23 protein-coding genes and 1 tRNA gene are annotated in these 26,390 nt (G+C 41.7%); 1 reads left to right on the top strand and 23 read right to left on the bottom strand.

What is annotated here, in order from left to right:
* Positions 1–3: 3 nt before the first annotated feature.
* From PYS60_RS02610 to PYS60_RS02585, 6 genes are all read right to left on the bottom strand, one after another.
* Positions 4–318: a PTS lactose/cellobiose transporter subunit IIA gene (locus tag PYS60_RS02610; protein WP_315570596.1), complete on the bottom strand. Its 315-nt coding sequence runs from the start codon at positions 316–318 to the stop codon at positions 4–6.
* Between the two features lie 23 nt (positions 319–341).
* A complete protein-coding gene (locus PYS60_RS02605) occupies positions 342–1,310 on the bottom strand; it encodes a N(4)-(beta-N-acetylglucosaminyl)-L-asparaginase (RefSeq protein ID WP_315570595.1) in 969 nt (322 codons plus the stop codon).
* 230 nt (positions 1,311–1,540) lie between these two features.
* Entirely contained in the window at positions 1,541–1,783 is a 243-nt protein-coding gene (rpsR, locus tag PYS60_RS02600; RefSeq protein ID WP_315570593.1) for a 30S ribosomal protein S18, read from the bottom strand.
* Between the two features lie 19 nt (positions 1,784–1,802).
* Complete coding sequence (locus PYS60_RS02595) at positions 1,803–2,279, bottom strand: single-stranded DNA-binding protein (protein ID WP_315570591.1); 477 nt, start codon at positions 2,277–2,279, stop codon at positions 1,803–1,805.
* Between the two features lie 33 nt (positions 2,280–2,312).
* Entirely contained in the window at positions 2,313–2,603 is a 291-nt protein-coding gene (gene rpsF, locus PYS60_RS02590) for a 30S ribosomal protein S6 (protein WP_315570590.1), read from the bottom strand.
* 87 nt (positions 2,604–2,690) lie between these two features.
* On the bottom strand, positions 2,691–4,802 hold the full coding sequence (locus PYS60_RS02585) for a ribonuclease J (protein ID WP_315570588.1): 2,112 nt from the start codon (positions 4,800–4,802) through the stop codon (positions 2,691–2,693).
* Between the two features lie 93 nt (positions 4,803–4,895).
* Between PYS60_RS02585 and PYS60_RS02580 the strand changes: the two genes are divergently transcribed.
* Positions 4,896–4,968, top strand: a tRNA-Thr gene (locus PYS60_RS02580).
* Between the two features lie 67 nt (positions 4,969–5,035).
* Here the strand turns inward: PYS60_RS02580 and glgB are convergent.
* The 17 genes from glgB to PYS60_RS02495 form a co-directional block, all read right to left on the bottom strand.
* The gene (gene glgB, locus PYS60_RS02575; protein WP_315570586.1) at positions 5,036–7,159 is read right to left on the bottom strand and encodes a 1,4-alpha-glucan branching protein GlgB; all 2,124 of its coding nucleotides are present in this window, start codon (positions 7,157–7,159) and stop codon (positions 5,036–5,038) included.
* Positions 7,160–7,282: 123 nt separating this feature from the next.
* Entirely contained in the window at positions 7,283–7,930 is a 648-nt protein-coding gene (locus PYS60_RS02570; protein WP_315570584.1) for a potassium channel family protein, read from the bottom strand.
* A 7-nt stretch (positions 7,931–7,937) separates the two neighbouring features.
* A complete protein-coding gene (locus PYS60_RS02565; RefSeq protein ID WP_315570581.1) occupies positions 7,938–9,275 on the bottom strand; it encodes a TrkH family potassium uptake protein in 1,338 nt (445 codons plus the stop codon).
* A 103-nt stretch (positions 9,276–9,378) separates the two neighbouring features.
* Positions 9,379–10,449: a YitT family protein gene (locus PYS60_RS02560; RefSeq protein WP_315570579.1), complete on the bottom strand. Its 1,071-nt coding sequence runs from the start codon at positions 10,447–10,449 to the stop codon at positions 9,379–9,381.
* A gap of 80 nt (positions 10,450–10,529) precedes the next feature.
* Positions 10,530–11,495, bottom strand: a complete 966-nt coding sequence (locus PYS60_RS02555; RefSeq protein WP_315570577.1) for an ATP-binding cassette domain-containing protein — start codon at positions 11,493–11,495, stop codon at positions 10,530–10,532.
* A complete protein-coding gene (locus tag PYS60_RS02550) occupies positions 11,482–12,555 on the bottom strand; it encodes an ABC transporter ATP-binding protein (RefSeq protein ID WP_315570576.1) in 1,074 nt (357 codons plus the stop codon). Before PYS60_RS02550 ends, PYS60_RS02555 begins: the two co-directional genes overlap by 14 nt.
* A gap of 9 nt (positions 12,556–12,564) precedes the next feature.
* Entirely contained in the window at positions 12,565–13,500 is a 936-nt protein-coding gene (gene oppC / locus PYS60_RS02545) for an oligopeptide ABC transporter permease OppC (protein WP_315570574.1), read from the bottom strand.
* 1 nt (position 13,501) lies between these two features.
* Positions 13,502–14,983: an ABC transporter permease gene (locus PYS60_RS02540; RefSeq protein WP_315570572.1), complete on the bottom strand. Its 1,482-nt coding sequence runs from the start codon at positions 14,981–14,983 to the stop codon at positions 13,502–13,504.
* A gap of 100 nt (positions 14,984–15,083) precedes the next feature.
* Positions 15,084–17,051 carry an ABC transporter substrate-binding protein gene (locus PYS60_RS02535; RefSeq protein WP_315570570.1) on the bottom strand — a complete coding sequence of 656 codons (1,968 nt, stop codon included), beginning with the start codon at positions 17,049–17,051 and terminating at the stop codon, positions 15,084–15,086.
* Between the two features lie 225 nt (positions 17,052–17,276).
* Positions 17,277–17,780: a thioredoxin domain-containing protein gene (locus PYS60_RS02530; RefSeq protein WP_315570568.1), complete on the bottom strand. Its 504-nt coding sequence runs from the start codon at positions 17,778–17,780 to the stop codon at positions 17,277–17,279.
* A 70-nt stretch (positions 17,781–17,850) separates the two neighbouring features.
* Positions 17,851–19,488 (bottom strand): formate--tetrahydrofolate ligase, encoded by a 1,638-nt coding sequence (locus PYS60_RS02525; RefSeq protein ID WP_315570566.1) that lies wholly within the window; start codon positions 19,486–19,488, stop codon positions 17,851–17,853.
* Between the two features lie 23 nt (positions 19,489–19,511).
* A complete protein-coding gene (dtd, locus tag PYS60_RS02520; RefSeq protein WP_315570564.1) occupies positions 19,512–19,976 on the bottom strand; it encodes a D-aminoacyl-tRNA deacylase in 465 nt (154 codons plus the stop codon).
* A gap of 54 nt (positions 19,977–20,030) precedes the next feature.
* Positions 20,031–20,780 carry a cytochrome c biogenesis CcdA family protein gene (locus tag PYS60_RS02515; RefSeq protein ID WP_315570562.1) on the bottom strand — a complete coding sequence of 250 codons (750 nt, stop codon included), beginning with the start codon at positions 20,778–20,780 and terminating at the stop codon, positions 20,031–20,033.
* Entirely contained in the window at positions 20,781–21,407 is a 627-nt protein-coding gene (locus PYS60_RS02510; RefSeq protein WP_315570560.1) for a TlpA family protein disulfide reductase, read from the bottom strand. It lies immediately after the preceding gene.
* Positions 21,408–21,433: 26 nt separating this feature from the next.
* A complete protein-coding gene (locus tag PYS60_RS02505) occupies positions 21,434–23,428 on the bottom strand; it encodes an acyltransferase family protein (protein ID WP_315570558.1) in 1,995 nt (664 codons plus the stop codon).
* 139 nt (positions 23,429–23,567) lie between these two features.
* Positions 23,568–25,091 (bottom strand): class II fumarate hydratase, encoded by a 1,524-nt coding sequence (locus PYS60_RS02500; protein ID WP_315570556.1) that lies wholly within the window; start codon positions 25,089–25,091, stop codon positions 23,568–23,570.
* A 61-nt stretch (positions 25,092–25,152) separates the two neighbouring features.
* Positions 25,153–26,325 carry an NAD(P)-dependent malic enzyme gene (locus tag PYS60_RS02495; protein ID WP_315570554.1) on the bottom strand — a complete coding sequence of 391 codons (1,173 nt, stop codon included), beginning with the start codon at positions 26,323–26,325 and terminating at the stop codon, positions 25,153–25,155.
* Between the last annotated feature and the right edge of the window lie 65 nt (positions 26,326–26,390).

The following is a 26,390-nucleotide window of genomic DNA, read 5'->3' as shown; positions in this document are numbered from 1 at the left end:
CACTTATTTGCGCAATAAAACTCGCAACATTTCTACATTTTCTTCAGCGACAGTCTTAAAGATATCGGCCGAATTCAATTGGTCTTCCGCATGTAACAACAGCAAAGAAAATTCGATTTTTTCGCCGTTAGCTTCTTTGACCAATAATTGTCTGTGCGCATCATGAGCCTTGGCGAAAGCAGCATTGCCCTCACTTAATAATTTTTCGGCGCGAGTAAAATCACCGCCGCGCGCTGCCCGCATACCTTCAATAAAAGATGATTTCGCCGTACCGGCCTGAGCTATTATCTGACAGCAAATCATTTCCATATCTTCCATAAATATAAATCTCCCTCAATTTTTTATAATAATTTCAACGGTGCGGTTCGAGTTTTAATATACTCATCCAACCATTCCTGTTTAGCCGGCGTATACAAAGTATGTCCTTCCTTCAATTCCGTGACATATACTGTCGGCGCCGTTTTTTCAGAAGCATAAACAAAAGAAAAGCCGCTGATATTGGTTGCTACACCGAAATTACCTTTTTTATCCAATGCGACAACTGAAATATCACCCGCCGTACCGTTAATCTTTTTTAAACGCAAATCCAACTTATTGACAGCCATTTCGCAAGCTGCCTGAACCGACATACCTTCTTCCATGCAACGCACAATTTCGTATGAAATCAGGCCTTTCATAATATCTTCGCCTAAACCGGTCGCCGTAGCTGCGCCGATTGCAGAATCGGCATAGAAACCGGAGCCGACAAGCGGACTGTCTCCTACCCGTCCCGGGCGTTTCATAAACAAGCCGGAAGTTGACGTAGCAACACAAATTTTCTGTGCCTGATCTAAACAGGCCATGCCTACGGTATCATGACCGATATACGGTTTCAAATTTGCCGCTTTGCTCTCTTTCTGTTCCTGTTTCAGACGATTATAATAATGAATTTTTGCTCTTTGAGTCAGCATAGTTTTACGCTCAAAACCGGATTTGGAAGCATAAGCTTCAGCGCCCGTACCTACCAAAAAATTATTGCATTTTTCAAGTGACAAACGTCTGGCAACGGAGATAGGATTAGCAAAATCTTTGATACCGGCTACAGCACCGACAGTCAGATCATCGCCGTCCATATAACCTGCATCCAGCTCGACTTCCATATTCTCATTAGGTAAACCGCCGTAGCCGACGGACTTAAAATAAGGATAATCTTCCGTTTCTTTAACGGCAATTTCCAAAGCGTCCCCGGCACTTCTGCCCGCAGACAGTTCACCGGCAGCCTTAGTAATACCTTCTAAAGCCATACGCCATGTTCCTACAATAGCCCACATAACTCTCTACTCCTTTAATTTCTTAAATTATACTAATTAACTAAGTTTAGTGCAAGAGAAAGGGACAATTTTGTGCACATGCATATATTGTTTTAGTGAAACGATAGAATTACCAAATAAAACAAAAAAATCGGTAATTTAAGAAAAGAAAAACCAAGTATAAAAAAGTCCTCCGAAGCAACTTAAAAAGTGCAAAAGAGGACTAAATCAATTATCAACAGATAGATAAACTACTCACCGACAAAAGGTAAAAGCGCCATAAAACGGGCACGTTTAATTGCTACAGCCAACGGACGTTGGTGTTTAGCACAGTTGCCGCTGTTGCGACGCGGTAAAATCTTGCCCGCTTCAGTAATAAATTTCTTTAAAGTATTGACATCTTTGTAATCAATTACTTCCACATGGTCGGCACAGAACTGACAAACTTTTCTGCGCATACGATGCGGACGACGAAAACTGCGATTTTCAGCCATATTGTAACTCCTTCATTAGTTATAAAGAAAACGGCAGAACATCATCACTGCCTGAAGTCTTAAAGAATTCGTCACCGTTATCCATGTCAAAGGCATCATTAGCCTGTACGGGAGCCTGTCCCTGAGCTTTAGCTGTCGGCGTATAGTTCGCGGCAGAATTGGAGCCTTGAGCACTGCCGTTTTTACTTTCAGCAAAGTAAACCTCTTCAACTACCACTTCCGTAACATAACGTTTCTCACCGTTCTTCTCATAACTACGAGTTTGAAGGGTGCCGACTACGCAAATTTTAGAGCCTTGATGCAAATATTTGGCAACAAATTCAGCTTGTTGACGCCAAGCAATTAACGAAATAAAATCAGTCTCGCGTTCACCGTTTTGTGATTTGAAGCGACGATCAACCGCCAAAGTAAAAGAAACCACAGGTATACCGCTCGTGTTGGTCCGGCGTAATTCCGGATCTTTAGTTAAGCGACCCATCAAAATAACTTTATTCATTATTATTTGCCTCCATCAACTTTCGCGTTCCAATTACTTGTCTTGACGAACAATAATAAAACGCAGAACAGATTCATTAATCTTCAACAAACGATCAATTTCTTTCGGATGCTCAATTTTGGCTGTTTGGAATTTAACAACATGATAATAAGCTTCCTTGTAATCATTGATTTCGTATGCTAAACGTTGCTTACCGACAGCTTCGGAAGATGTAATTGTAGCGTTGGAGCTAACTAAAGCTTCAATACTCTCTACAGCTTGCTTCAAAGCTTCCTCATCTAAAGTCGGAACTAATGCAAACATTAATTCATAGTTACGATCCATGACTTCACCTCCTCTCGGACATTGGCCTGAAAATATCAGGCGAGGGCACCTGTTTAGGTGCAAATAACTTTGATATTATAACACAACTTATCGCAGACGTACAGGGACAATACTAATAATTATTTCAGCTTCTCTCCCCGTCGCTTTATGTAAATAAGCTAAAAGTTTTTGGCGGAAATAATCTGAGGTCAAGAATGTTGCCAACGGTTTGCCGCTCTTCTTCGCCGCCTGAATTTCCCGACTGATTACCTCTTTAAAATTATGTTCAATTCCCTTGTCGGTTTCAAAAATAAAACCGACAGTCTTAATTTCCGCTTCACCCAAAAGGTCACCGTTCAATTCATTTACAGCAAAGGCCAGATCGATTAAGCCCTTATCAGCTAAAGTATGACGTTCCTGAATAACTTTGGTATTAGCCAAAGTTCTGGTGCTGCCATCAATCAAAACGTCGTTACCCGGTACATATCCGGTAATAGCGGCAAAATCGTCTTTCAAAGAAAGGACGTCACCATTATGCATAATAAAAATATTATTCCACGGTTGCCCCAATTCATGCGCTAATTTAGCATGTTCATAAAGCATGTGGTATTCACCGTGTCCCGGAACAAAGTAACGCGGTTTGATAATGCTGTGCATCAATTTCAATTCTTCTCTTGAAGCGTGCCCCGAAACATGCACTTCATTCAATTGATTATATATAACCGTAGCACCGTGTTTATACAACTCATCAATAACCCTGACAACTGAACGTTCATTACCGGGGATGGGAGAAGAACTCAAAATAATGGTATCGCCTTCTTTGATACTGATGGCCGGATGCTCCGAATAAGCAACTCGACTTAAAACAGCTAAAGGCTCTCCCTGACTGCCGGTCATAATGAAGCACAGTTCCTGCGGCTTATATTTATGAATATCTTTTAAATCAATTAAAGTATTATGCTTAATTTTAATATATCCCAAGTCAAAGGCAGCTTGGAAAACGGACTGCATCGAACGTCCTAAAAGACAAACTTTACGATTATAAGCTTCGGCCGCGGAGATAACTTGAGACACCCGATCAACATTGCTCGAGAAAGTAGAAACAAAGATTCTGCCTGCAGCTTCCCGGAAATAATCATCAAAGCACCGACCGATAGTTTTTTCCGACATCGTATAACCGTTTTTGGTCGCATTCGTACTCTCACACATATAAAGAAGAACGCCTTCTTTGCCCAATTCGGCAAAACGTTGCAGATCAATCGCCTGTCCGTTTATCGGCGTAAAATCCACCTTAAAATCACCTGAATGAATAACTGTTCCGGCCGGAGTGAAAATCGCCAAAGAGAAGGCATCCGCAATCGAGTGATTAACATGAATATATTCCACCTTAAATTTACCGGCTATTACAGTTTCACCGCTATGACAAACATGTAAATCACGACAGGCATTAGTTAAGTTCCGCTCTTTCAATTTTTTCTCAATTAATTTGATAGCCAGAGGGCCGGCAAATATAGGGGCTTTAACCTTTTCCATCAGCCAGGCAATTGAGCCTATATGATCTTCATGTCCGTGGGTAATAAAAATACCTTTGATTTTATCTTTATTATCGTAAAGATATTGCATGTTAGGCAAAACCGAGTCTATTCCCGGATGATCCTCTGTCGGAAACTTCACGCCGACATCAACAACTATAATCTCATTTTCGTATTCATAGCATGTTAAGTTTTTACCCACTTCACACAGACCGCCTAAAGGGATAATTTTAAGCGCTCCCTGCGGTGCTTTCGGCAGCTGCTTACTGACCGAACGAGGTGTCTGAACAGACATCATTCTTTGAAAACGATTTTCATAGGTGTTAAATTTAGGTTCACTGTCAGCCAGTTTTAAAAACTCCAACTGCGGCGATAAATTCGGCCGATACAACAACTTCAGTTTAGTTCTTTTGTACGGGCGAATTTGATTCTTTTGTAATAACTTGTTTTTAGCTATTCTTATTCTGCTGCCGTGAGCAAATAACGGCGCCTTGCTGCTTTTAACCGGAGTCTTGGTCGCTATGAGCGGCAAGTTCTTCCCGTTACGCTTTTCTTTATTTTCGTTCGCCAATTTATTCGTCACCGGTCCGATCGGCTGCGGTTTAATATTATTTTGCGGCTTAAATGTTTTGAAGCGGATTCGTTTGCCGCCCGGTATTTTCACATTGTTACTATTTGTTTTATTCATAAATTCTCCAATTTCTATCTTTTCCTATTATACCAAAATCCGCTGCTAATTTGACAAGCCGGAATTTTCCCTTATAATAATTTTGTATTATTCGCTGGAATAGCTCAGTCGGTAGAGCAACTGATTCGTAATCAGTAGGTCGTCAGTTCGATTCTGATTTCCAGCTTTTTATAATTAAAAATGCCGCCTGATGGCGGCATTTTTTGCTGTTATCGACAATAGACAACGGATTTTCAGTTACCCTTGTACTTTAAAATCAAGACTGATAACGGCGGCAACTTAATGTCGCAGCTGGCATAAGGACTTGTCAAAGTTTGCAATTCGGTCATCGCCAAATCAGGTAAAGAGTAGTATTTCAATTCCGGATAATGCAGATTCTGAATATCATCTCGAGTCATCGTCATCAATTTACCGTAATTAGCCTGTTCCAGCAACAAATCAACGTATTCTTCTTTAAGTGCGGCAAGCTTCTTCTTCATTTCGGCATGCTCTTTCGAGAACTTCTGCAATTTTTTATCAAATTTTTCTTTTGTCAGATCGTAATTCTGTTTGGCAGCAGCCGCATCCAAAGTAACCGTTTGAATTTCCTGCAATTTACCCAAGTTATCGGAACCGTACCACTCATTATCATCGGAATTCAGCAAAACTTCATATTTACCGTAGTAGGGCAATTCCAATTTATAATCGTCCAAAACCGCCGGTGTATTATTGAAGATAAAGACCAAGGTATCTTCCGGTTTGTCGGCAAAGCGGGCATAGGCATAAACGGAATTCTTGGCATCGTTGACCTGTAACCACTTAAATCCGGACCAATCATGTTCCTTGGTCCATAAAGCCGGTTCGGATAAGTACAAGTGATTCAACTTGCGAATGTAATTATGTAATTTGGCGTGATGTTCATATTCCAACAAATACCAGTCGATTTGTTCATTAAAATTCCATTCGGCGAACTGCCCCAACTCGTAGCCCATGAAATTAAGTTTGGCTCCTGGATGACCGATTTGCCAGGCGTACAAAGAACGGGCACTGGCCATCTGCCGCCATAAATCGCCGAACTGTCGGCCTAAAATCGACTTTTTGCCGTGTACGACTTCATCGTGTGAGAAAGGTAAGACAAAGTTCTCACTGAAAGCATAAGTCAACGAGAAAGTTAACATATGGTAGTGATAGACGCGATAAAGGTAATCCAAGCTGTAATAGTCCAATGTATCGTGCATCCAACCCATATTCCACTTATGGGTGAAACCTAAGCCGCCGTCCTGCGCACTCTTGGTAATCGAAGGATAAGCTGTCGATTCCTCCGCAATTAACATGCAATACGGATAGCGATCACGCAAAATAGAATTTACCCGGCGTAAGAAATCTATCGCTTCCAGATTCTCATTACCGCCATAGACATTACGCACGCTGCCGTTAGGTTTATCGAAGTCCAAATAAAGCATAGCGGAAACTGCATCGACACGAATACCGTCACCATGGAACTCTTTAATCCAAAAATTAGCGGAAGAAATTAAGAAGCTGTGTACTTCACGTTTGGCAAAATCGAAAATATATGTACCCCAACTGGGTTGTTCACCTTTCAAAGGATCGGCATATTCAAATTGCGGCGTACCGTCAAAGCGAGCCAAGCCCACCTCATTCTTCGGGAAATGAGCCGGCACCCAGTCGAAAATAACTTTGATTCCATGGCGATGCAGACAATCAACCAGATATTTCAAGTCATTCGGTGTCCCGTAACGCGACGTGGCAGCGAAATATCCCGTTACCTGATAGCCCCAAGAAGCATCCAGCGGATATTCAGTTACCGGCATAAACTCCACGGCATTGTAGCCCATATCGTTCAAATAATCGGGTAATCTCTCAGCTAAGTCACGATAACTGTAACAATTACCGTCCCAATGTTTCATCCAACTGCCAAGATGCATTTCATAAATATTCAAAGGTTGCGGATCGAATACTGATTTTCTTTGCCGACAAAATTCTTCATCCTGCCAGACATAATCGCCTTCACCTACCAAAATCGTAGCTGTACTTGGTCTTTCTTCAAAATGGCGACCGAAAGGATCAATCTTATCCACCCAATTGCCGCTTTGCTGCTGTACACAATATTTGTAACGTGTCCAATCGGCTAAATTGGGAATAAACAGTGAAAATATGCCTGTTGCCCAATCTTTGTGCATAAAGTACTCAAATTTATTCCACCCGTTAAATGAACCGAAAACAGTTACAGCCTGGGCATTGGGTGCCCAAACGCGAAAAACATAGCCGTCCTGATCATTTTCTCGAGTCCGATGAGCACCGAGAAAGTTATAACTCTCAAAGTTCTCGCCAATATTAAACAAGTAAGCTTGATCCATTGTATTCTCCCCACTGATAAACTAAGTTATATATGGTAATTATATCAGATTATCACAGATATGCACATAATTGCCTAATAAATCCACTAAAATGCGCATATTATTTCAGCAATTGCACAAAAATCAGATATCGAAGCACTTATGTAAAGCTTTGTACTCACCTAAAGCAAGTATAGTAACATCCGGCGTGAGCTTGGTAGCGGGAGTAACAACGACATCGGTATTGCCGTCTTTTTTTATTCCCAGAATATTTATGCCGTATAAACGGCGGACATCAAGCTCGCCGATTGTATGACCGACCCATTTTTCCGGCACTTCCACTTCAAAAATGGCATGGTCCTGATCCAACTCAACATAACCGAAAACGTGATCCGCCGTATAACGAATCGCAGCCCATTTAGCCATTTGTTTCTCAGGGTAAACAACATCATCGGCTCCGTTACGCAGCAAAAATTTCGCTTGGACATCTCTTTCCGCTCTGGAAATAACGAATTTGGCGCCCAACTCTTTCAATAAAGAGGTCGTTTCCAAAGAATTTTGGAAATTGCCGCTGATAGTTACATAGCAAACATCATAGTTGCCAATACCCAGGGAACGGAGAAAATCAGCCTGTGTACTGTCACCGATTTGGGCATTGGTGACATAATCCATGACTGCATTCACTCTACCCTCGTTAAAATCGACGGCCATAACCTGATGGCCTTCTTCAGCCAGTTGCATCGCAATATGGCGGCCGAAACGTCCTAAACCGATTAATAAAATATTCTTCATGTTACACCTAACCTACCATAATTTGTTCTTTCGGTAATTTGGAATTAATCAATTTCTTTTCATTCAAAGCTGCAAAAATCAAGGTCATAGCTCCGACTCTTCCTAAAAACATCAGCGCAATTAAAACCAGTTTGGATGCGATATGTAAATTAGGCGTCAGGCCTAAAGTCAAACCGACGGTACCGACAGCGGATGCCGTTTCATATATACACGTAAACAAAGGCAAACTCTCGTATGTACTTATAAATATTGCTCCACCCAGGCACAAAAGCAGATACATTAAAAATATCGTTGCTGCCGTTCTGATAATAGGATTTTCAATTCGTCGATTGAGCAATATCGGTTCTTCTTTGCGATGGAAGGCGGCAAAGGCATTAGCAAACAACAAAGCTAAAGTTGTAGTTTTGAAACCGCCGGCAGTTGAGCCGGGTGAACCGCCAATCAACATCAGGCAGACAATAATTGCTCTGGAGCTGTCGCTCATACTCATAATATCGACAGTATTGAATCCGGCGGTCCGCGGAGTTACGGACTGAAATAACGACGTAATCACTCTTTCGCCTGTAGGTAAAGCGGCAAAATCAACATAATAGAAGAAAATCGCCGGAAAAATAATCAATAACAGGGTAATCAGCAAAATAACTTTACTTTGTAAGCGATAGCGCCTGAAATGCCAACGTTTCTGACAAATATCCTGCCATGTTAAAAATCCTATACCACCAATAATAATTAACAGCATAACAACAATATTCAGCCAATAATTAGCCCGATAATGCACCAAAGAGGGATATAAATCATTATTACGGCCGAGTAAATCAAAGCCGGCATTACAAAAAGCCGATACGGCATGAAAAATGGCCAGAAATACGCCCCGAAAGCCGTAATCCGGCAAGAAAACCGGGATTAAAGCTAAAGCACCTGCCAACTCAATAATGAAGGTACCTTGTAGGATAAATTTAGTTAAACGAACAATTCCCCCTACACTGGGAGCGGATATAGCATCCTGCATCCAACTGCGCTGCATCAGCGAAATTTTCTTCCCCGAAAGCAAGGTCAGAGAGGCGGCAATAGTAACAACACCTAAACCGCCGATTTGAATAAGTAGAAGAATTATTGTTTTACCGTAAATCGACCAATAAGTTCCCGTATCACGGACAACCAGTCCCGTCACGCAGGCTGCCGAAGTGGCTGTAAACAGCGTATCTGCAAACGGCGTTACCTCTCCGCTGACCGTGGCTATGGGTAACATCAGCAATAACGCGCCGCTGACTATCAGGAGTGCAAAACCTAAAATTATTATTTGAAAGGATGAAAGTTTCAGCTTAAATAGTTTGGTTAACTGCATGTTGTCCTCCTTCTGCGCAAAATCGACGATTCGTCTCCATAAAGCTATTTATAACGCATTTTTCGCAGTATAGGTGCCTATTTAACTGAAAATTTGCATATGCTTAACGGAACGTGTCCTTAAAACCGTTACCTAAAATTTCGTTGGTACTGGTCAACAGAATAAAAGCATGTTCGTCCAATTTGCGAATTTCACGGGCCATCAATCCGGCTTGATATTGACCGACGGCACAAATAAATACTGTCTGCTTCTGCCCGGTAAAATAACCTTCTCCTTGCAATTTGGTCGCTCCCCTATGCTTAACTAAAGTAATATAATCACCGATAATATCAGGTTTGGTGGTAACGATAATAAAATATTTGGACATGGTTAAAGTGTTCATAACCGCATCAACCATGGAACCGCGCGCCAGCATACCCAAAATAGACAGTAAAACGGTGCGAATATCGAAAACGAGGAACGAACTGAATGTAATCAAAAAATCGGAATAAACCAGAGCGTTGCCGATATTGACGTTACTGTATTTTTTCATCAACATGGCTATTACATCCGTACCGCCGGACGAACCGCCGGCATAAAAGAGCAAGGCGCCGCCGATTGAAGGCAAAAGTACGGCAAAACTCAGTTCCAGCAACGGTTGGTCCGTCAAAGGCTTAGTGAGATGAAAATACTTTTGATAGACTACAATCAGGGCGTTCATCAATAAAGTCGAATAAGTTGTGCGGAAGCCGAAACTGCGCCCTAAGAAAATATAACCGAGCGCTAAGCAGACGAGATTAAGGACAATTGTTGTTGTGCCGGCGGAAATTTGCGGAACCAGGCGAGCAAAAACTACGGAAAAGCCGGTGACTCCGCCCATGGCAAAATTGTTCGGGAACTTAAAGAAAGTCACACCGATAGTCATTATGAGCGTACCTAAATTAATTAACGCGTAATCTTTAATCAGAGTCTTAACCCTGGAACATTGATCGGTACCGCTGATATGCACTCCCTGTCCCCGTACATAACTGAGGAAACTGTTAAAAGATAACTTCTGCCCTTTGGCAGGTTTGAGAAAACTTGTTTTCAAGCTGTTATATTGCGGTTTGGCTTCGGATAAATCGTGTTTAATTTTCTCGACAACCTGGGAAGCATCCTTATCACACAAACGACAATTATGATTAAAACTATCCAAAACTTACTCCTTTAGAAATTAAAAATCTGCTGAAGAATTGAACCTCAACAGATTTTAACACAAAAATTGCCGCTATGCTTTTATTTTCTTTCGGCTTCCATCTCTTGTAATTTTACCTCGTACTCAGCCATTTCACGATCATTCATAAATACCAGATGATTCGGTCGAATATGACGTAATTTCGGCTTCTCACCCGACAAATCCCGGCCGTCTTCATCATAAATAACCAGCTCCTTGGACTTTTCGATACGCGGATCGGGCATCGGTACCGATTGCAATAAGGAACGTGTATACGGGTGTAACGGATAAGCGAAAAGCTCTTCCGTCGGCGCAATTTCAACAATACGGCCTTTATAAATAACCGCAATACGATCACTGAAATAACGAACAACGGACAAATCGTGCGCAATGAACAAATAAGTTAAACCCTTTTCCCGCTTGAACTTATTCATGAAATTCAAAATCTGGGCCCGAATGGAAACATCCAGAGCAGAAATAGGTTCGTCGGCAATAATAAAATCAGGTTCCATAACCATGGCCCGCGCAATACCTACACGCTGCCGTTGACCGCCGGAAAATTCATGCGGATAACGGGATTTATGCTCCGGCAACAAACCGACTGTTTCCAAAGCCGCATCAATTTTGGCCCGTCTTTCTTCTTTATCTTTGTACAACTTGAAATTATCCAAACCCTCGCCGACGCAATAATCAATAGTTGCTCTTTCGTTCAAAGAAGCGGCAGGATCTTGATAAATCATTTGAATTTCTCTTACCAAATGATGCTTTTCCTGCTTGGACAACTTACCGTTAATCTTTTTTCCTTTATAAATAATATCTCCGTCGGAGGTTTGATTAAGACCGATAATTGCCCGTCCGATTGTAGTTTTACCGGATCCCGATTCACCGACCAGGGAAAAAGTCTCACCCTTGTAAATTTGGAAATTGCAGTCTTTAACAGCCCGAAATCTCTTATTGTTGTTGGTGAATGTAACTTCCAGGTGTCTTACATCCAAGAGTACTTCTTTTTGCTCGTTAATCTCTTTCACTGTAAACTCCTCCTTTTGAGGTTAAGGCAATCATTTTTTCATGTAAATTACGAATCAGTTCAGGTTTCTCCACCTTCGGTGCCCGTTCATCCAGAAGCCAGGTCTTGGCAAAATGGGTCGGGCTGACTTGGAACAGCGGCGGCTCTTCTTCAAAATCAATCTTCATCGCATAATTGCTGCGGGGCGCAAAAGCATCGCCCTTAATGGTGTTGAACAATGAGGGCGGTGTTCCTTTAATTGCGAAAAGTTCGTCATTCTTTTCCCCTAATTGCGGCAAGGAGGATAACAGACCCCAGGTATATGGATGCTTGGGATCATAGAAAACTTCTTCGACAGTACCGTACTCTACTAACTGTCCGGCATACATAACGGCTACAACATCGGCAACATTGGCAACCACACCCAAATCGTGGGTAATGTAAATTGTCGTGAAACCGTACTCTGCTGCCAAATCTTTAATCAAAGCTATAATTTGAGCTTGAATTGTAACATCCAAAGCTGTTGTCGGCTCATCGCAGATCAAAATTCGCGGACGGCAAGCCAAAGCAATAGCGATAACAATACGTTGACGCATACCGCCTGAATACATGAAAGGATATTCATCGTAACGTTTTTCGGCATTTTTGATACCGACGCGGTGCATCAATTCAATCGCCAATTGTTTCGCTTCGGCCGGTGTTTTGTTCTGATGCTTGATAATAACTTCGGAAATTTGGTAACCGATAGTACGTACAGGATTAAGTGAAGTCATCGGATCCTGGAAAATAGTGGCAATTTTTTTACCGCGAATTTTTTCCCAGTCGGAATTCTTCACCAACTTAGCTAAATCCTGGCCCTCGAACATAATCGAACCATGTGAGATGATACCGTTAATATCCAACATTCCGGTAAAGGTTTTCGTAAAAACGGATTTTCCCGAACCTGACTCACCAACAATGGCCACAACTTTTCCTTCTTCGAAATCAAAAGAAATATTACGGATAGCCGTTAAAACACGATCACGGACTTTGAATTTTACTTCAAGATCTTTTACTGAAAGAATAATATTTTTATCACTCATATTACGCTCCTAAACCATATGATTACGAGGATCACTAGCATCAGCTAATGTTTGACCGACGATATACAAAGAAATAGAAATTAAAGCCGTGATAAATACCGGAATCAGGAACAAATACGGAGCTGATTGCATATAAAGTGAATGCTCCTGCACAATTCTACCGAGGGAAGCTTTGGATTGGGTTAAGCCGACTCCGATGAAGCCCAAGAAAACCTCGTAGGAAATGAAGGACGGAATATCGCGGGATAAAGCCGTTACCAAAACTGAAATCAGATACGGCAAAATATTGTGCATAACTATCTTTGTTGTACTGGAACCGAGCGTACGGGAGGCCAGATTGTATTCCCGGTCACGAATAATCATAACCTGAACACGAATAAAGTAGGCAACACCGATCCACGAGGTAACGGATAAGGCGAAAATCAACTGCCAGATACCGGCACCGGCCACGAAAGCAATAACCATAACAATCAAAGTAAACGGAATATTGGCGACCACGTTGAAAACCTGAATCATAACTTTATCGACTTTTTTCGAAAATCCCCAGAACATACCGACTATTATGCCGATAAAGTTGGTAATAATAGTAGCTGAAAAAGCGATAAACAAACTGGTACGGGCACCGGACCACAACATAGCAAAACAGTCACGTCCGACATCATCCGTACCGAACGGATATTTCCAATTCGGCGAAATAAAGTGCATGCTGCGATCATTAACATATTGTTGATTCAAATGATCATAATGCGAGAACATCGGATGGATAATCGACATCAACAAAATGGCAATAACTATGAGCATCATAAATATTGCAACTTTAGATGAGAAAAACTTGCGGAAAACACTCTTCCAGTAGGAGTATTCCGGTGCAGCTATTCTCTCGGAAATAGACTCATCAACATTAACAAATTCAAATCTAGGATCAGTAACTCTATTATCAGCCATATTATTCTCCCTTCTTGGAATCCAAAGAAATTCGCGGATCAACCAATGTCATCAAAATATCACCGAGGAAAACGGAGAAAATCGACAACGATGTAAAAATAAAGGTCAATGTGATAACCATGGTATTATTGGCCGAAGTAATAGCGTCAGGCAACATCTTACCCATACCCGGGATAGCGAAAACAGTTTCTGTAATAACCGAACCTGAAATAGCCAGGATGATAGAAGAAGGAATACCGTTAACAAATGGAATAATAGCATTTTTCAAAATATGATTTTTGAAAATTTCTCTGTTCGACAAACCTTTAGCACGGGCAAATTTAACATAATCGGAATTGGACTGGTCAATCATATAACGTCTTAACCACATCATGATTCCCGGTGTAGACAAAAGGCCCAAAATAACAACCGGCATTACATAAGATTTGACATTGCCGAACCCAAGTTGCGGGAAAGAATCAGGCATGCCGATAACAAAACCTAAATATTTCATCAAGAAGATAAAGGCCAGAGACGGAATAGCAATTAACAAATTAATGTACAGGATACCCAATTTATCCTGGAATTTGCCTTTATTACGTGACATTGCAATACCTGCCGGAATTGCAATTAAATAAGCAATAAGCAGAGATAATATACCGAAGAGATAAGAAGTAACGATCATTGACGGCGCTTCATTAGCCTGCATACAATCGGCATAATTATCATTGAATTTCTGTTTGTCCAACTCATCGACAGTGTATTTATAACGGCAAGTCCCCTGCAAAATCGGACTGACCATTTCCTTACCTGAAGGCATAATCTGTTTGAAAGGCTTGGGCTTACCTTGAGGCGAGCCGATAACTTCCATCGTATTAACACCCGAGAAGGTCGGATAAGATTTACCGAAGTTCAATGCGATAACATTTTGATGGATGAACGGGAACTGACTATTGAAATACACTTGATATTTATACGTACAGCCGGAGCATTGCAGACCCCAGTTACCGGCATTACCGCCGAAGCTGTAGTATCGTTTCATGTTTTTGTTTTTAGGATCATTTACACGATATAGATGGTCAACGAAGAATAGATTGCCGAAGTAACGTGCGATTAATTCATAGGGCTTATAATCCCTGAAAGCAACAGTTTGTCCATCAAGATCACCGCCCTGATCTAAAGTTTTGAGCGTATAACCTTTTTTGACAAACTCTTCAAAAACGCGTTTGGATTCGGCACTGCCTACCTTTTTACACTCATCATACTTATCGGATTTGATTGAGCACATCTCATTTTGAGTATAAAAAGAAAGATAGCCTAAGCTACTTAACGTTGACATCTTATACAAATACAATTGATTGCCATTGAGTTTATTAATGATCGTATCTTTAGCAAAGATATTCGATCTCGGTATCATGGTGAAAACCATAGTAACGACAATTGCCACGACAATAAAAATCGCAAAAATTGATTTGAGCAATCTTGTTAAAATATATCGTCTCATAAATGCTCCCTTGATATAAAGCAAGGGGTGAGCCTTGGTGGGCACGCCCCTATGCTTAAAGTACAGTTAATAATACTACTTAATGTGAAAAGCAGCAATATTATTTTTTAGATGCAGCTCTTGCCTTTTCCCAAGCGTCCTGGGCTTTAGCAAATTCTTCCGCTGTTACCATCTTATTTTGTAATTCCAAGCCCTTCCAGCAGTTGGTGTTTTTACCGTAAGGAGCATAGTATCTTGTGAACGGCTTAACTCTGGAAATAGCCAATCCACGTGTTTGTTGAGAGTTGGGCAGGAAGAAAGCTTTTTGCAACAGGAATGCGTCACATTTTGCGTATGCTTTGTAACGAGCATCCATATCTGTTGTGACCTTGTCGGCTGCCTGTACCATCTTGGTATATTCGGACATACCGATCTTATCTTTGATTTCTTTGTCCTTGTCACCAGGTTGCAAGCCCATGTTCTTCAAATATGTACCGTCAACAGCGTTGAAGATATCGCAGAAGGACTTAGGATCGGCGTAGTCGGGGCCCCAACCTGAGAAGGTTGAAATATCATAATCTGCTTTAGCAGGATCGGCCAACTGGAATGCGACGTTGGTCAAAGTTTCTCTATCCATCAATACCGGCTCAACCAAGATGTTACCGTCGGTATTCTCTTTAACGGATTGGGCGATGGAGTTAGCTTTGTTAACCAAATCTTTACGAGTTTCAGCTACCGGAAGATCCAAATGAACAGGGAACTTAACACCTTCAGCTTTTGCTTTTTCGATGTATTTCATAGCCTCTTCTTTGTTCAACCACGGATACTGACCGTCTTTCAAGTTAACGCGCTTACCGTTAAGTTCTGTAAAGGCCTTTTCAACCAATTCGAAGTATGTACCGTCTTTAGTTGTACCTGCATCCGGGAAGTTGTTAATGTTACGAATCTGAGCTTTAGCAACAACTTCAGGAGCGTTACTGCCCAACCATGCCACAGCGTCGAAAGCGGAACGCAAAGCCTTACGGAAGTTCTCATTCAGAACAGCTTCACGTGTGTTCTTACGCAAAGTCTCGTCATTAGCATACTTGGTCTGCTTGAAGGACTTACGGTTCATGTTGAAAATTACACCGAAAGCTGAAGCGTTAGGCATAGAAAGGTACGCATACTTTTTGTATTTTTCCAAGTAAACGTCATAATCTTTCCAGGCAGCAACCAAAGCGGCTGTTGCTGTTGTACCGGCTTCAAAGTTCTTAATACCGGCATACATATCGGAACCGTCGCTGTAAATATATTTGACGGACTTCAAATGAACATTCTTCTTATCCCAATAATTAGCATTTTGTACTAATTCAGCTTCAGACTTAGCCTGATATTTGGACAAGAGGAAGCAACCGTTATAAAGGATTGAGTCAGGTGTTGCTTTACCGAAATCACATTTTTTCGGATCCGGAGCACCGAGTTTACAACCTTCACCCTTGGACTCCAAGAATTCTTTCTTAACCGGAGAGAATACACCGTATGTAACCATTGTTTCAAAATAAGGTACTGTATGAGTCAACTCATACACAACAGTTTTCTCATCCGGTGTTTTGATACCGACTTTAGCCCAGTCTTCATCTGTCTTTTTACTTGCACAATACTCTTTATATCCTTTGATAAGGCCTTCGAGCAACCAGGACATGTTGGATTTGAAGTCAGCACCGTGACGTAAACCGGTAACAAAATCCTCGGAAGTTAAAGCCTTAGGATATTCTTCACCTGTGTTTGTGTACCACTTAACACCGTCACGCAATTTGAAGGTCCAAACTGTTTTGTCATCATTAGCTTTCCATTCTGTTGCCAACGAAGGAATCAAATTACCTAAGCGGTCATTTTCCAATAACGTATCAACAAGGTTCGATACAAATTCGTGATCGGAATTCTTATCGGTAACTGTATAATCCAATTTCTGCAAATCGAAATCCTCACTTACAGTTAACGAATCAGTCTTAAAATTGCTGTTACCGCCGTTCGTACCACTTTTACCGGTGGAACAAGCAGTTAAGGCTAATGCTGCAACCACGAGAGAAGCAATAAGTCTTTTCTTCATAAATACCTCCTTATTTTTTTCTAAAAAATAATTGTCTAAATTTTAATAAACCATAAATTCGAGTGCAAGCATTTAACGAATTTTTCTTGTCGATTTATACATTTCGCACAAATGCTGCCGGCTATCAACCGATTTATTGTAGATATTGCTTAAAATAAAGCTGCCTGCAATTGTTAAATAATAGTGTATAAATTTTTCTAAGTATAAACTCGTCACTATTTGGACCTATTTTTTCTGATTTTCCGTAGCTGCAGGAGCGTTTTTTAACAGCTTGGTCAGATCCACCGCCTCTTTCAAGTCCTGATAAAGCTTCTTCGACTCATAAACGCCGTTCTTCTTAACGTAATCATAGTCCAGCGGTATATTGTGGAACTCACCTTCGAAACTGTAGACGATTGACGGGACATATTCCAATTTCAACTCGTCAAAGAAGGCATCCGTTTCCTTATTAGGTTTAATCACATTCAAATAATAAAACTTAATATTCAACTTCTTTTGGATTGTCAGAAGCTCAGGTACCAATTTTACACAATAAGGGCAATTCTCTCTACCTATATAAACAAAAAAGCTTTCCTTATTTTTATTTTTCTCTTTCAGTTGTTGCAAATCCAAGCTGTCAAATGACTGTACATGTTTGCGATATGCGGCAACTTCCGGTGCGACGGTATGGCAAGCTGTCATCCCCAAACACAGGGCAAGTGCCAAAAATGAACTGATAATTTTTCGCATATTATTTCCACCTTTCAATTATTTTCGTATTTTATACTTATTTCCGGTAAATGCCAACGACTTTTCCAACTTACAAACAGCGCATATGGCAAGCTGCCGGATCTGCCGGCAAGCCGGGCAATGTCAGAATTTTACCGCAGGCAGCGACAATAAACCCGGCGCCTGTATAAGGTTTCAGGCTTGTCACAGTCAGAACAAAATTCTGCGGCGCGTTGAGATTTTTGGCATTATCAGTAAAAGATAAAGGTGTTTTGGCTATACATACAGGTAAATTCTGCCAACCCTGCCGCGTAATTGCCGCTATATCGGCCTGAGCTTGTTCGCTGAATTCAACGGCAGCCGCACCATAAAGCTTTTTCGCTATCAGCTCGATTCTTTCTTTAAAATCTGAAGTTTCAGCTTGTAAATTATAGGTATTCCGGCTCGGATTTTCCTCCAAATCGCAACATAAATCCCGGGCCAAAGGTAATATTCCCTCGCCGCCGGCAGCATAAACATGCGAAACATACAATTTTATGCCTCTCTCCTGCAGTAAGCTTTGCAAATAATTAATTTCCTCCATATTATCGTCCGGAAAAACGTTGAGGCAAACATACGGGTTACGCTTAAAAGTCCGAACAATTTCAATGTGTCTTTGCAGATTGGCGAAGCCTTTGCGTACAGCTTCAAGATTAATTTTCTGCCAATCATCCGGCTTTATTCCTGCCTGATACTTTAACGCCCGTAAACTGCTGACAAGGACAACTGCCGCCAAATGCAAGTTGTTCGGAGCTGCCAACAAGTCGCAATATTTTTCCAAGCCTAAATCGGAGCCGAAGCCTGCTTCAGTTACGACATAATCAGCTAAACGCAAGGCTAATTTCGTGGAAACCAGAGTATTAGTACCATTAGCAATATTGGCAAATGCTCCGCCGTGTAACAATACCGGATTATGCTCCGCCGTTTGGACTAAGTTAGGATTAAAAGCTGTCTGCAATATTGTCAACAAAGCATCCGTTATCTTAAGTTGCCGGGTATAAACAGGCTCTCCGGCAAAGTTATAGGCTAATACCATATGATCTAAACGATAACGCAAATCCGCAAAGTCTTTCGCCAGACCGAAGATAGCCAGAAGTTCACTTGCCGCCGTAATTGTATAAGAACCGTTGATAACATAAGTTTGAGCATTAGGAACAGTTGCCGGCTGCTTAATCGTATAAGTAAAATTGCGCAAAGAGCGATCATTCATATCCAGCGCCCTTTTCAGCAAAATACGTTGCGGATCAATTTGTAAGCTGTTGCCCCAATAAATGTGATTATCCAAACAGGCGGCCAATAAATTATTCGCCTGTGTAATTGCAGCCAAATCACCGGTAAAATGCAGATTAATATCCTCCGCCGGCAAAACTTGAGCTTTGCCGCCGCCGCAAGCGCCGCCTTTCAAGCCGAAAGTCGGTCCCATGGAAGGCTCGCGCAAAGCGCCGCAAACATTTTTATGCAGTTTAGCTAAAGCATCTATCAAACCGATAGCTGTCGTCGTTTTACCTTCACCGGCCGGCGTAGGTGAAGTTGCAGTCAGCAAAATCAGTTTACCTGCCTCGGGCAAATTATCCTGTTGCCAATCGTACGCTATCTTAGCCGCAAACGTACCGTATTGTTGCAGCTCGTTTGCTCTTAAATTCAATTTGGCGGCAACTTCTTTAATATCTGTCAGTTCTTCGCGCTTCATAATACCTCCTGTTACAATACAGCTTACTGCACGGGTTGAATTTTCAATTCATCACTGTCCAGGAAAAGCGTAAACGGACCGTCGTTGATTATACTTACCTGCATATCGGCACCGAATTTGCCGTGACCGACATTCGGGATATCCTGAGCTGCCAGAGATAACATATATTCATATAATTCCGCCGCATGATCCGGTTTACCCGCATTTACAAAGCTCGGACGATTACCTTTATGACAATCTGCATACAGGGTAAATTGTGAAACTATAAGTACACTGCCGGAAATATCGCTCAAACTCAGGTTGGTTTTGCCGTCGGTATCTTCAAATATTCTGAGATTTTTAATTTTTTGCCAGAATTTTTCAGTTACAGTCCGATTATCGCTGTCGGATACGCCCAAAAAAATTAAAAGTCCCTGCTTAATAGCTGAAATTCTTTGACCGTCTACAGCTACTTCAGCCTCTTTAACTCGTTGTATTAAAGCTCGCATAGCATTTCTCCTAAAATTATTGTTTTTTCGTATTACTTTTCCGGTTCATCCGGTTCAACTGAATAACTTTTGAATTGATATTAAATATGTATGTAACGTGCCGCTCAAAAGGAAACATCCGACAATAATCATTAATATTGCCGCCAATTTCTGACAGATATTAGTGTAACGGGCAAAATGTTGCAGGATACCCTGCAAATAATTGGCAAAAAAAGCTACCAACATAAAAGGTATAGCCATTCCCAAACTATATAACAATAGTAATAATGCTCCCTGGTAAGCCGTACTGCTTTCGGCCGCCAACAACAGGGCATAACTCAAATTGGGCGATATGCAGGGAGAAGCTGTTAAACTGAAGGCGACGCCGAAAAGTAAAGCACCCCAAAAATGAGTTTTTTCTTTTTCGTTGAGCGCCTTTTCTTTCAATTTATCAAGGATTAATCCGCTCCGGTTCCAGCCGATGGATAGCAAAAAATAATCAAGTTGACGTTTAAGTGCACTTTTCATGATAGATTGATAAAACATATAATAAATTCCCAGAAGTATAATCAGACAACCGGCAATTTGCGTCAATAAAATACGATTACTCAAGAGGACCCGGGCCAGACCGGCAGCCGAAACTCCCAGGGCTACAAAAATGCCGCTGAATCCCAGAATAAATGCAACAATATTAATCAGGCGACGCTGCAGACGCTGACGGGCATTTGCTGCTAAATAAATTAAATAAACAGGCAGCAAAGGTAAAATACAAGGTGAAAAGAAACTAATTATTCCTTGTAAAAATAGTAGTATATAAGTGTTCAATTAAGCCTCCAAAATTTGCTTGATAAATCCGTCGATTTGCTCTTTATCGGCAGCAAAGAAATATTTAATCGAGCGTTTATCACGATATTTCAAGCTGTGCAAATTACCAGCGGAATTCAGAATTAAATTGAAAGGATAGCCGCTGATACCTAAGCTTGAAGCTGCGGATTGTTTAATAAAAGCCAAAGGTATATTAATCCCGTGCTCGGAAAAATATTTCTTGGCATTGCCGGCTTCTTCTTTTTCATCTAAAACATTGACCGCCAAAAATGTTAAATTTTCCTGCTCCTTATAACGCTCACTGATAATTTTCAAATCTTCCAGCTCAGCTTTGCAATAATGACACCAAGTAGTCCAAAAAATCACATAGACATTCTTACCTGTAAAGGCTTTCTTGTTCAGTTTTTCTCCCTTCTCATCCTGCAAAGGCAAAATTTCCAAAAGCGACTTCTGTTCCTTGGCTGTTGTTGTCGGTGTCTGAGATTCATGCAAAGCTGCCTGCGCCTTGGTAGTTTGAGTATTTCGTTTATCTATGCTTATTAAGTCCGTTCCCCGGTTACAAGCTATACAAGGTAACATACATGCTGCTGTCAAAGTAATAGCAACTGCTTTCTTAAATGTATTCAATTTTATAATTCTCCTTTAATCTTGGTCTATATTGTACTTTTGCCTAATCTTCTCAATAAAGTCCGAGCGAAAAGACGCGCATAAATAACTTGGCCGTCATTATTGGGGTGAATACCATCCCATAACAAATTGCGTCTGTTCTTGGCTAAGGTATGCCAATCAATTAATTCCAATTCGGCATGTTCCTGTGCCAAATCCTGCCAAATTTTGTTATTTGCGCCTTCCCATTCTTTGCCGACATATATGGTATATACCAGCACCGGCCGCCCATCTGCAATTTTCAGTAAGGTTTCCGCCTGCCGGCGCGTGAAAAAGCCGTTTTGACCGACTGCCAGCAAAACAATATCGCCCAATTTTTTATTATCAGCCATTTTTTGCAGTTCTTTTACGGCCTGATCGACTTGCGCCGATTCTTTGGCACGATAACGGAAATGCGGGATTAATTTAGTGATGGCATTGGAGCAGCCTAAAAGGACGGAATCTCCGACTGCCGAAACTTGAATTTCGCTCAATGCCTGCTTCTCCTCCGCTGTCAAATCGCTTTCTGTCATTTTTTGCATTGTGGCCAGATCATAGGGACCTTTTTCATTTTTCAGAGTTTGAGCAGATTCTGTCGGGGCCGGAGTTGCCTTAGCAGTTTCCTGTGTCGTTTCCGGTTGCTGCTCGTTTTCCTCCGCTACCTGTTCCTGTGTCAAAGCTGCCTGCTTTATTTGTTCACGATAAGCCTGTCCGGCTTCCAAAGAGACCGGTTTGGAATTTAACAGAGCCGGGACAATACCGCACAAAAAGAAGACGGCAACCGTTAAACGTGCTAAAGTTTGCAGGCGGATTTTACCGTCTGTAAATTCCTGCTTCAACGAGTGCCATTTGAAAGCATGAACATAACGATATGCAAGTTCCGCTGCAATGACAGTCAAAACAATATTAATAATCAATATAACATTCCGATCCAAAGCGACAGTTGTCAAACCTTCCCGCAACAGAATCATAATTGCATATTGCCAAAGATAATATTCATAAGCCTTCTTGGCCACATAACGGAAACCGGGGCTGTCAAAGAAACGTCCCCACCATGTTTGCGGCAACATAACGCATACAGTTAAAGCTGCACACAAGAGTGAATTTATCAACAAAGCGCCGCGATATACGAAGGGCGAATCGGCCGGCAGAATCAACCAAAGTAAAGGTACAATGCAAAGCAAAGGCAAAACTGCAAGGTCAAAAAAGCGGACATGACTGCGCAATTGCAATTTTCCCGTCAAATCAGGATAAGATGTCCCATAAGCAAGAAAATTCAATTTCTCTACCGGGAAAAGCACACCTGCCAAAGCGCCGACAGCATAAGCATATGCTCTGGTTAAAGTGCTGTAATAAACTACAGTCGGATCGCTGCCCGGTTTATATTGAAAAAACATGAAAGCTGCAGAAAGAATAATAACTACCAGCAAAAATCTGCTTAAATTTTTCTGCAAAGTTAAACGACTGCGATGGCAAAGAGCAAATAACTTAAAAACTGCCGGCCAAATTATTGTCATCTGCCCCAATATTGCTATGTACCATAAATGCTTAAAGGCTGAAGGGCTGACAGCTTCGGCAAAATAAGAATCACCTAAGTATATTTGCCAGAAATTATTCATGAATACCAAACTGCTCAAATAATTAGGTAAAATATTTTGCATCAACTTCGGAACAGCTGAAAAAGCAAGCAAAAGAACGAATGTACACATAACTGCCAGAGGTGGCCACAAAGTATGCAGGCGATGCAAATAAAAGCGGCGCAGCTGCAGTTTCTGCCAATTTTGCAATAATTTCTGAGTTGTCAAATAAGCAGTAATAACAAAGAATAAATCAACAGCAAAAAATCCGCCGACAAAAATATCGGAACGCAGATGATAAGCACAAACAGCTACCAGCGCCAAAACTTTTAATGCGGCTAAACCGCCTAAATGTTGTTTGGCAATAAGCTGACGTCTTAAATCCTGTTCACTGACAGTCTTACTATTTCCCTCATATCCCGTCATCACAACTGTACCTACTTTACCAATTCAGATTGCAACTTGTTCCGCCTGCGCAAGAGCAAACGGAAGTGCGACAATTCACCTGATTATATCCGGAAAAAATTACTATTTTATTACCAAGATTGTTGTCGCACCACATAATTCAGGAAAGCATCTCGCCGTGAGGGTAGCTCAGCTTCTCCGGGTCCATCAATTTCTCATATTCTTCCCGACTCATCAATTTATTTTTCAAAACAACTTCCAACAGTGTCAAACCGTTCTTATGCGCTTCCTGTGCCAGTTCAGCTGCTTTCTTATAGCCGATTTTAGGACTTAAAGCCGTTACATTCATCAAAGAAGCGTTAAAATTGGCCTGCATCTTAGCACAATTAGCTTCTAAGCCGGCCAGTAAATGATCCGTAAAACTTAAAATTGTTTCATTCAATAAGCGACAGGATTGATGGAAATTGTAAATTTCCAAAGGCATGTAGACATTCAGCTGAAATTGGCCGTTAGCTGCAGCCATAGCTATCGCCTGATTATTGGCAATTACCTGAGTCGCCACCATGGTCATAGCCTCGGCTTGAGTCGGATTAACTTTTCCGGGCATTATTGAACTTCCGGGCTCATTAGCCGGAATTTTGATTTCACCGTAACCCAGGCGCGGGCCGGAAGCCAAATATCTGATATCGTTAGCGATTTTGAACAAGTCGGCTGCTAAAGCCTGTAAAACTCCGTGGCAGGCTGTTAATGCCGTTTTACCGCTTAAAGCGGCAAACAAATTAGTACTTTTCCGGAAAGCAAACGGACTGACGGCAGCTAAATTCCCCTCTCTTTCCTGCAACAATTCATTGATTAACTGCAAAACATCTTCGCTGAAATTATCAGGTGTATTCAAACCTGTTCCGCAAGCTGTCGCACCTAAAGCTACACTTAAAAGTGACGGTTCAATATTTTTAATTGCCGTTTCCGCTTCAATCAACAGAGCCTGCCAACCGCTTAATTCCTGACCGAAAGACATAGGAACGGCATCCTGTAAATGGGTTCTGGCAGACTTATATGTATGTTTATAACGGGAAATTAACGGACCAAAGGTCTTAATCATCCGCCGTAAACTGATTTTCAGCTGTGCTAAATCGGAATAAGCGACGATATGCATAGCTGTAGGGAAAGTATCGTTTGATGATTGGGAACAGTTGACATGATCGTTCGGAAGGACCTTTATTTCCGCTTTCTGCAATAATTCACCAACTTTCTCCGTCCCGAGCAAATCCAACAGTTGTTCGGCCGCAGCGGCATCGCTCAGCGTCGGCTGTTCCTGTTTCAGATAGAGAAATAAAGTAGCCAAGTTGGCCATAACTTCGTTGACATTCATATTGCTTTGCGTCCCGCTGCCCGTTTGCCAAACATGTAAAGGAAACTCGGGTACAAAGCACGTAAAATTATCCATTATCAGCTTGCCCGCAAAACTTACTGCTGTACCGACAGATACAGGAATATAACCGCGTTTAAGATTAATATCGGCCGCAGCCGTCTTAATTAAAACCAGGGCTTTAATCACCTCTAAAGGCATGACTTCCTGCCCGATGCTGAAATTATGCAAACTTCTTTCCGTCTGAGCGGCATACAGGCGCTGCATCGGTACCTGTACTTCACCCAAACTGTCCGTTTCAACTCTATATTTCATAACACAACCTTCTTTACTGCAAGATACAAAAAAGCACCGGCTGACCGGCGCTTTTTGCAAATCAAACGCGATTAATACCGCTGTCTATAGCCGCCTGTTTACAAGCCTCCGCTACTTTTTCCGTCACTCTGTGATCGAAAGCCTGCGGTAAAATGTAATCCGCTTTCAATTCAGCATCGGTCACTAAAGCCGCCAACGCTTCCGCCGCCTTCAATTTCATCGCTTCGTTAATTTCTTTCGCCCGCACGTCCAAAGCGCCGCGGAAAATTCCCGGGAAAGCCAAAACATTATTAATCTGATTCGGGAAATCGCTTCTACCGGTTGCTACAACCGCAGCTCCTGCCTGTAACGCCAAATCAGGCATAATCTCAGGTATAGGATTGGCGCAGGCAAAAACTATCGCATCCCGATTCATCGTCCGAACCATTTCCGGCGTTAACACATGCGGAGCGGAAACTCCGATAAACACATCGGCGTTCTTGATGACTGTCTGCAAATCACCCGCTACATGCTCCAAATTGGTAACTTCAGCCATTTGCTTCTTCACATCGTTCAAATTATCTCTGCCGGCATAAATTGCACCGTGGCGATCAAGCAGAGTAATGTTCCGGCAACCGTAAGACAGCAAAAGTTTGCAAATAGCAACAGCTGCAGCGCCGGCTCCGTTCATAACAATCTTCAGATCAGGTATTTTTTTACCGACAAATTTTGTTGCATTGATCAAAGCCGCCAAAGTTACTACGGCTGTTCCGTGCTGATCGTCATGGAAAATAGGAATATCACAAAGTTTCTTCAGTTTTTCCTCAATATAAAAACACTCCGGCGCCTTGATATCTTCCAAATTAACGCCGCCGAAACTTCCCTGCAAAGCGGCAACAATATGAACAAACTCATCTACGTCTTTGCTGTTGACACACAACGGTATAGCATCAACGTCACCGAAAGCTTTGAACAGGGCTGCCTTACCTTCCATAACCGGCATACCGGCAACAGGTCCTATATCACCCAAGCCCAAGATTGCCGTACCGTTAGTGATAACGGCGACAGTGTTCCATCTTCTCGTATAAGTAAAAGACAGATCGGGATTCTTCTCTATCTCCAAACAAGGTGCCGCAACACCCGGTGTATATGCCAAAGCCAAAGCTTCCGCCGTATCCAACGGTGCTCTGGTTTTAATTTCAATTTTTCCTGCCCACTCGCGATGTTTGCGCAATGCTTCCTTTTGATAATCCATAAAAATATCTCTCCCTGTAAAATATTTCCATTAATACAAACAATTATAGCACCCGGATTCAGCTT

The sequence above is a fragment of the Amygdalobacter indicium genome (genome assembly GCF_029101545.1).
GTDB lineage: Bacteria > Bacillota > Clostridia > Saccharofermentanales > Fastidiosipilaceae > Amygdalobacter > Amygdalobacter indicium.
This window is presented reverse-complemented; position numbering and strand designations above follow the sequence as displayed.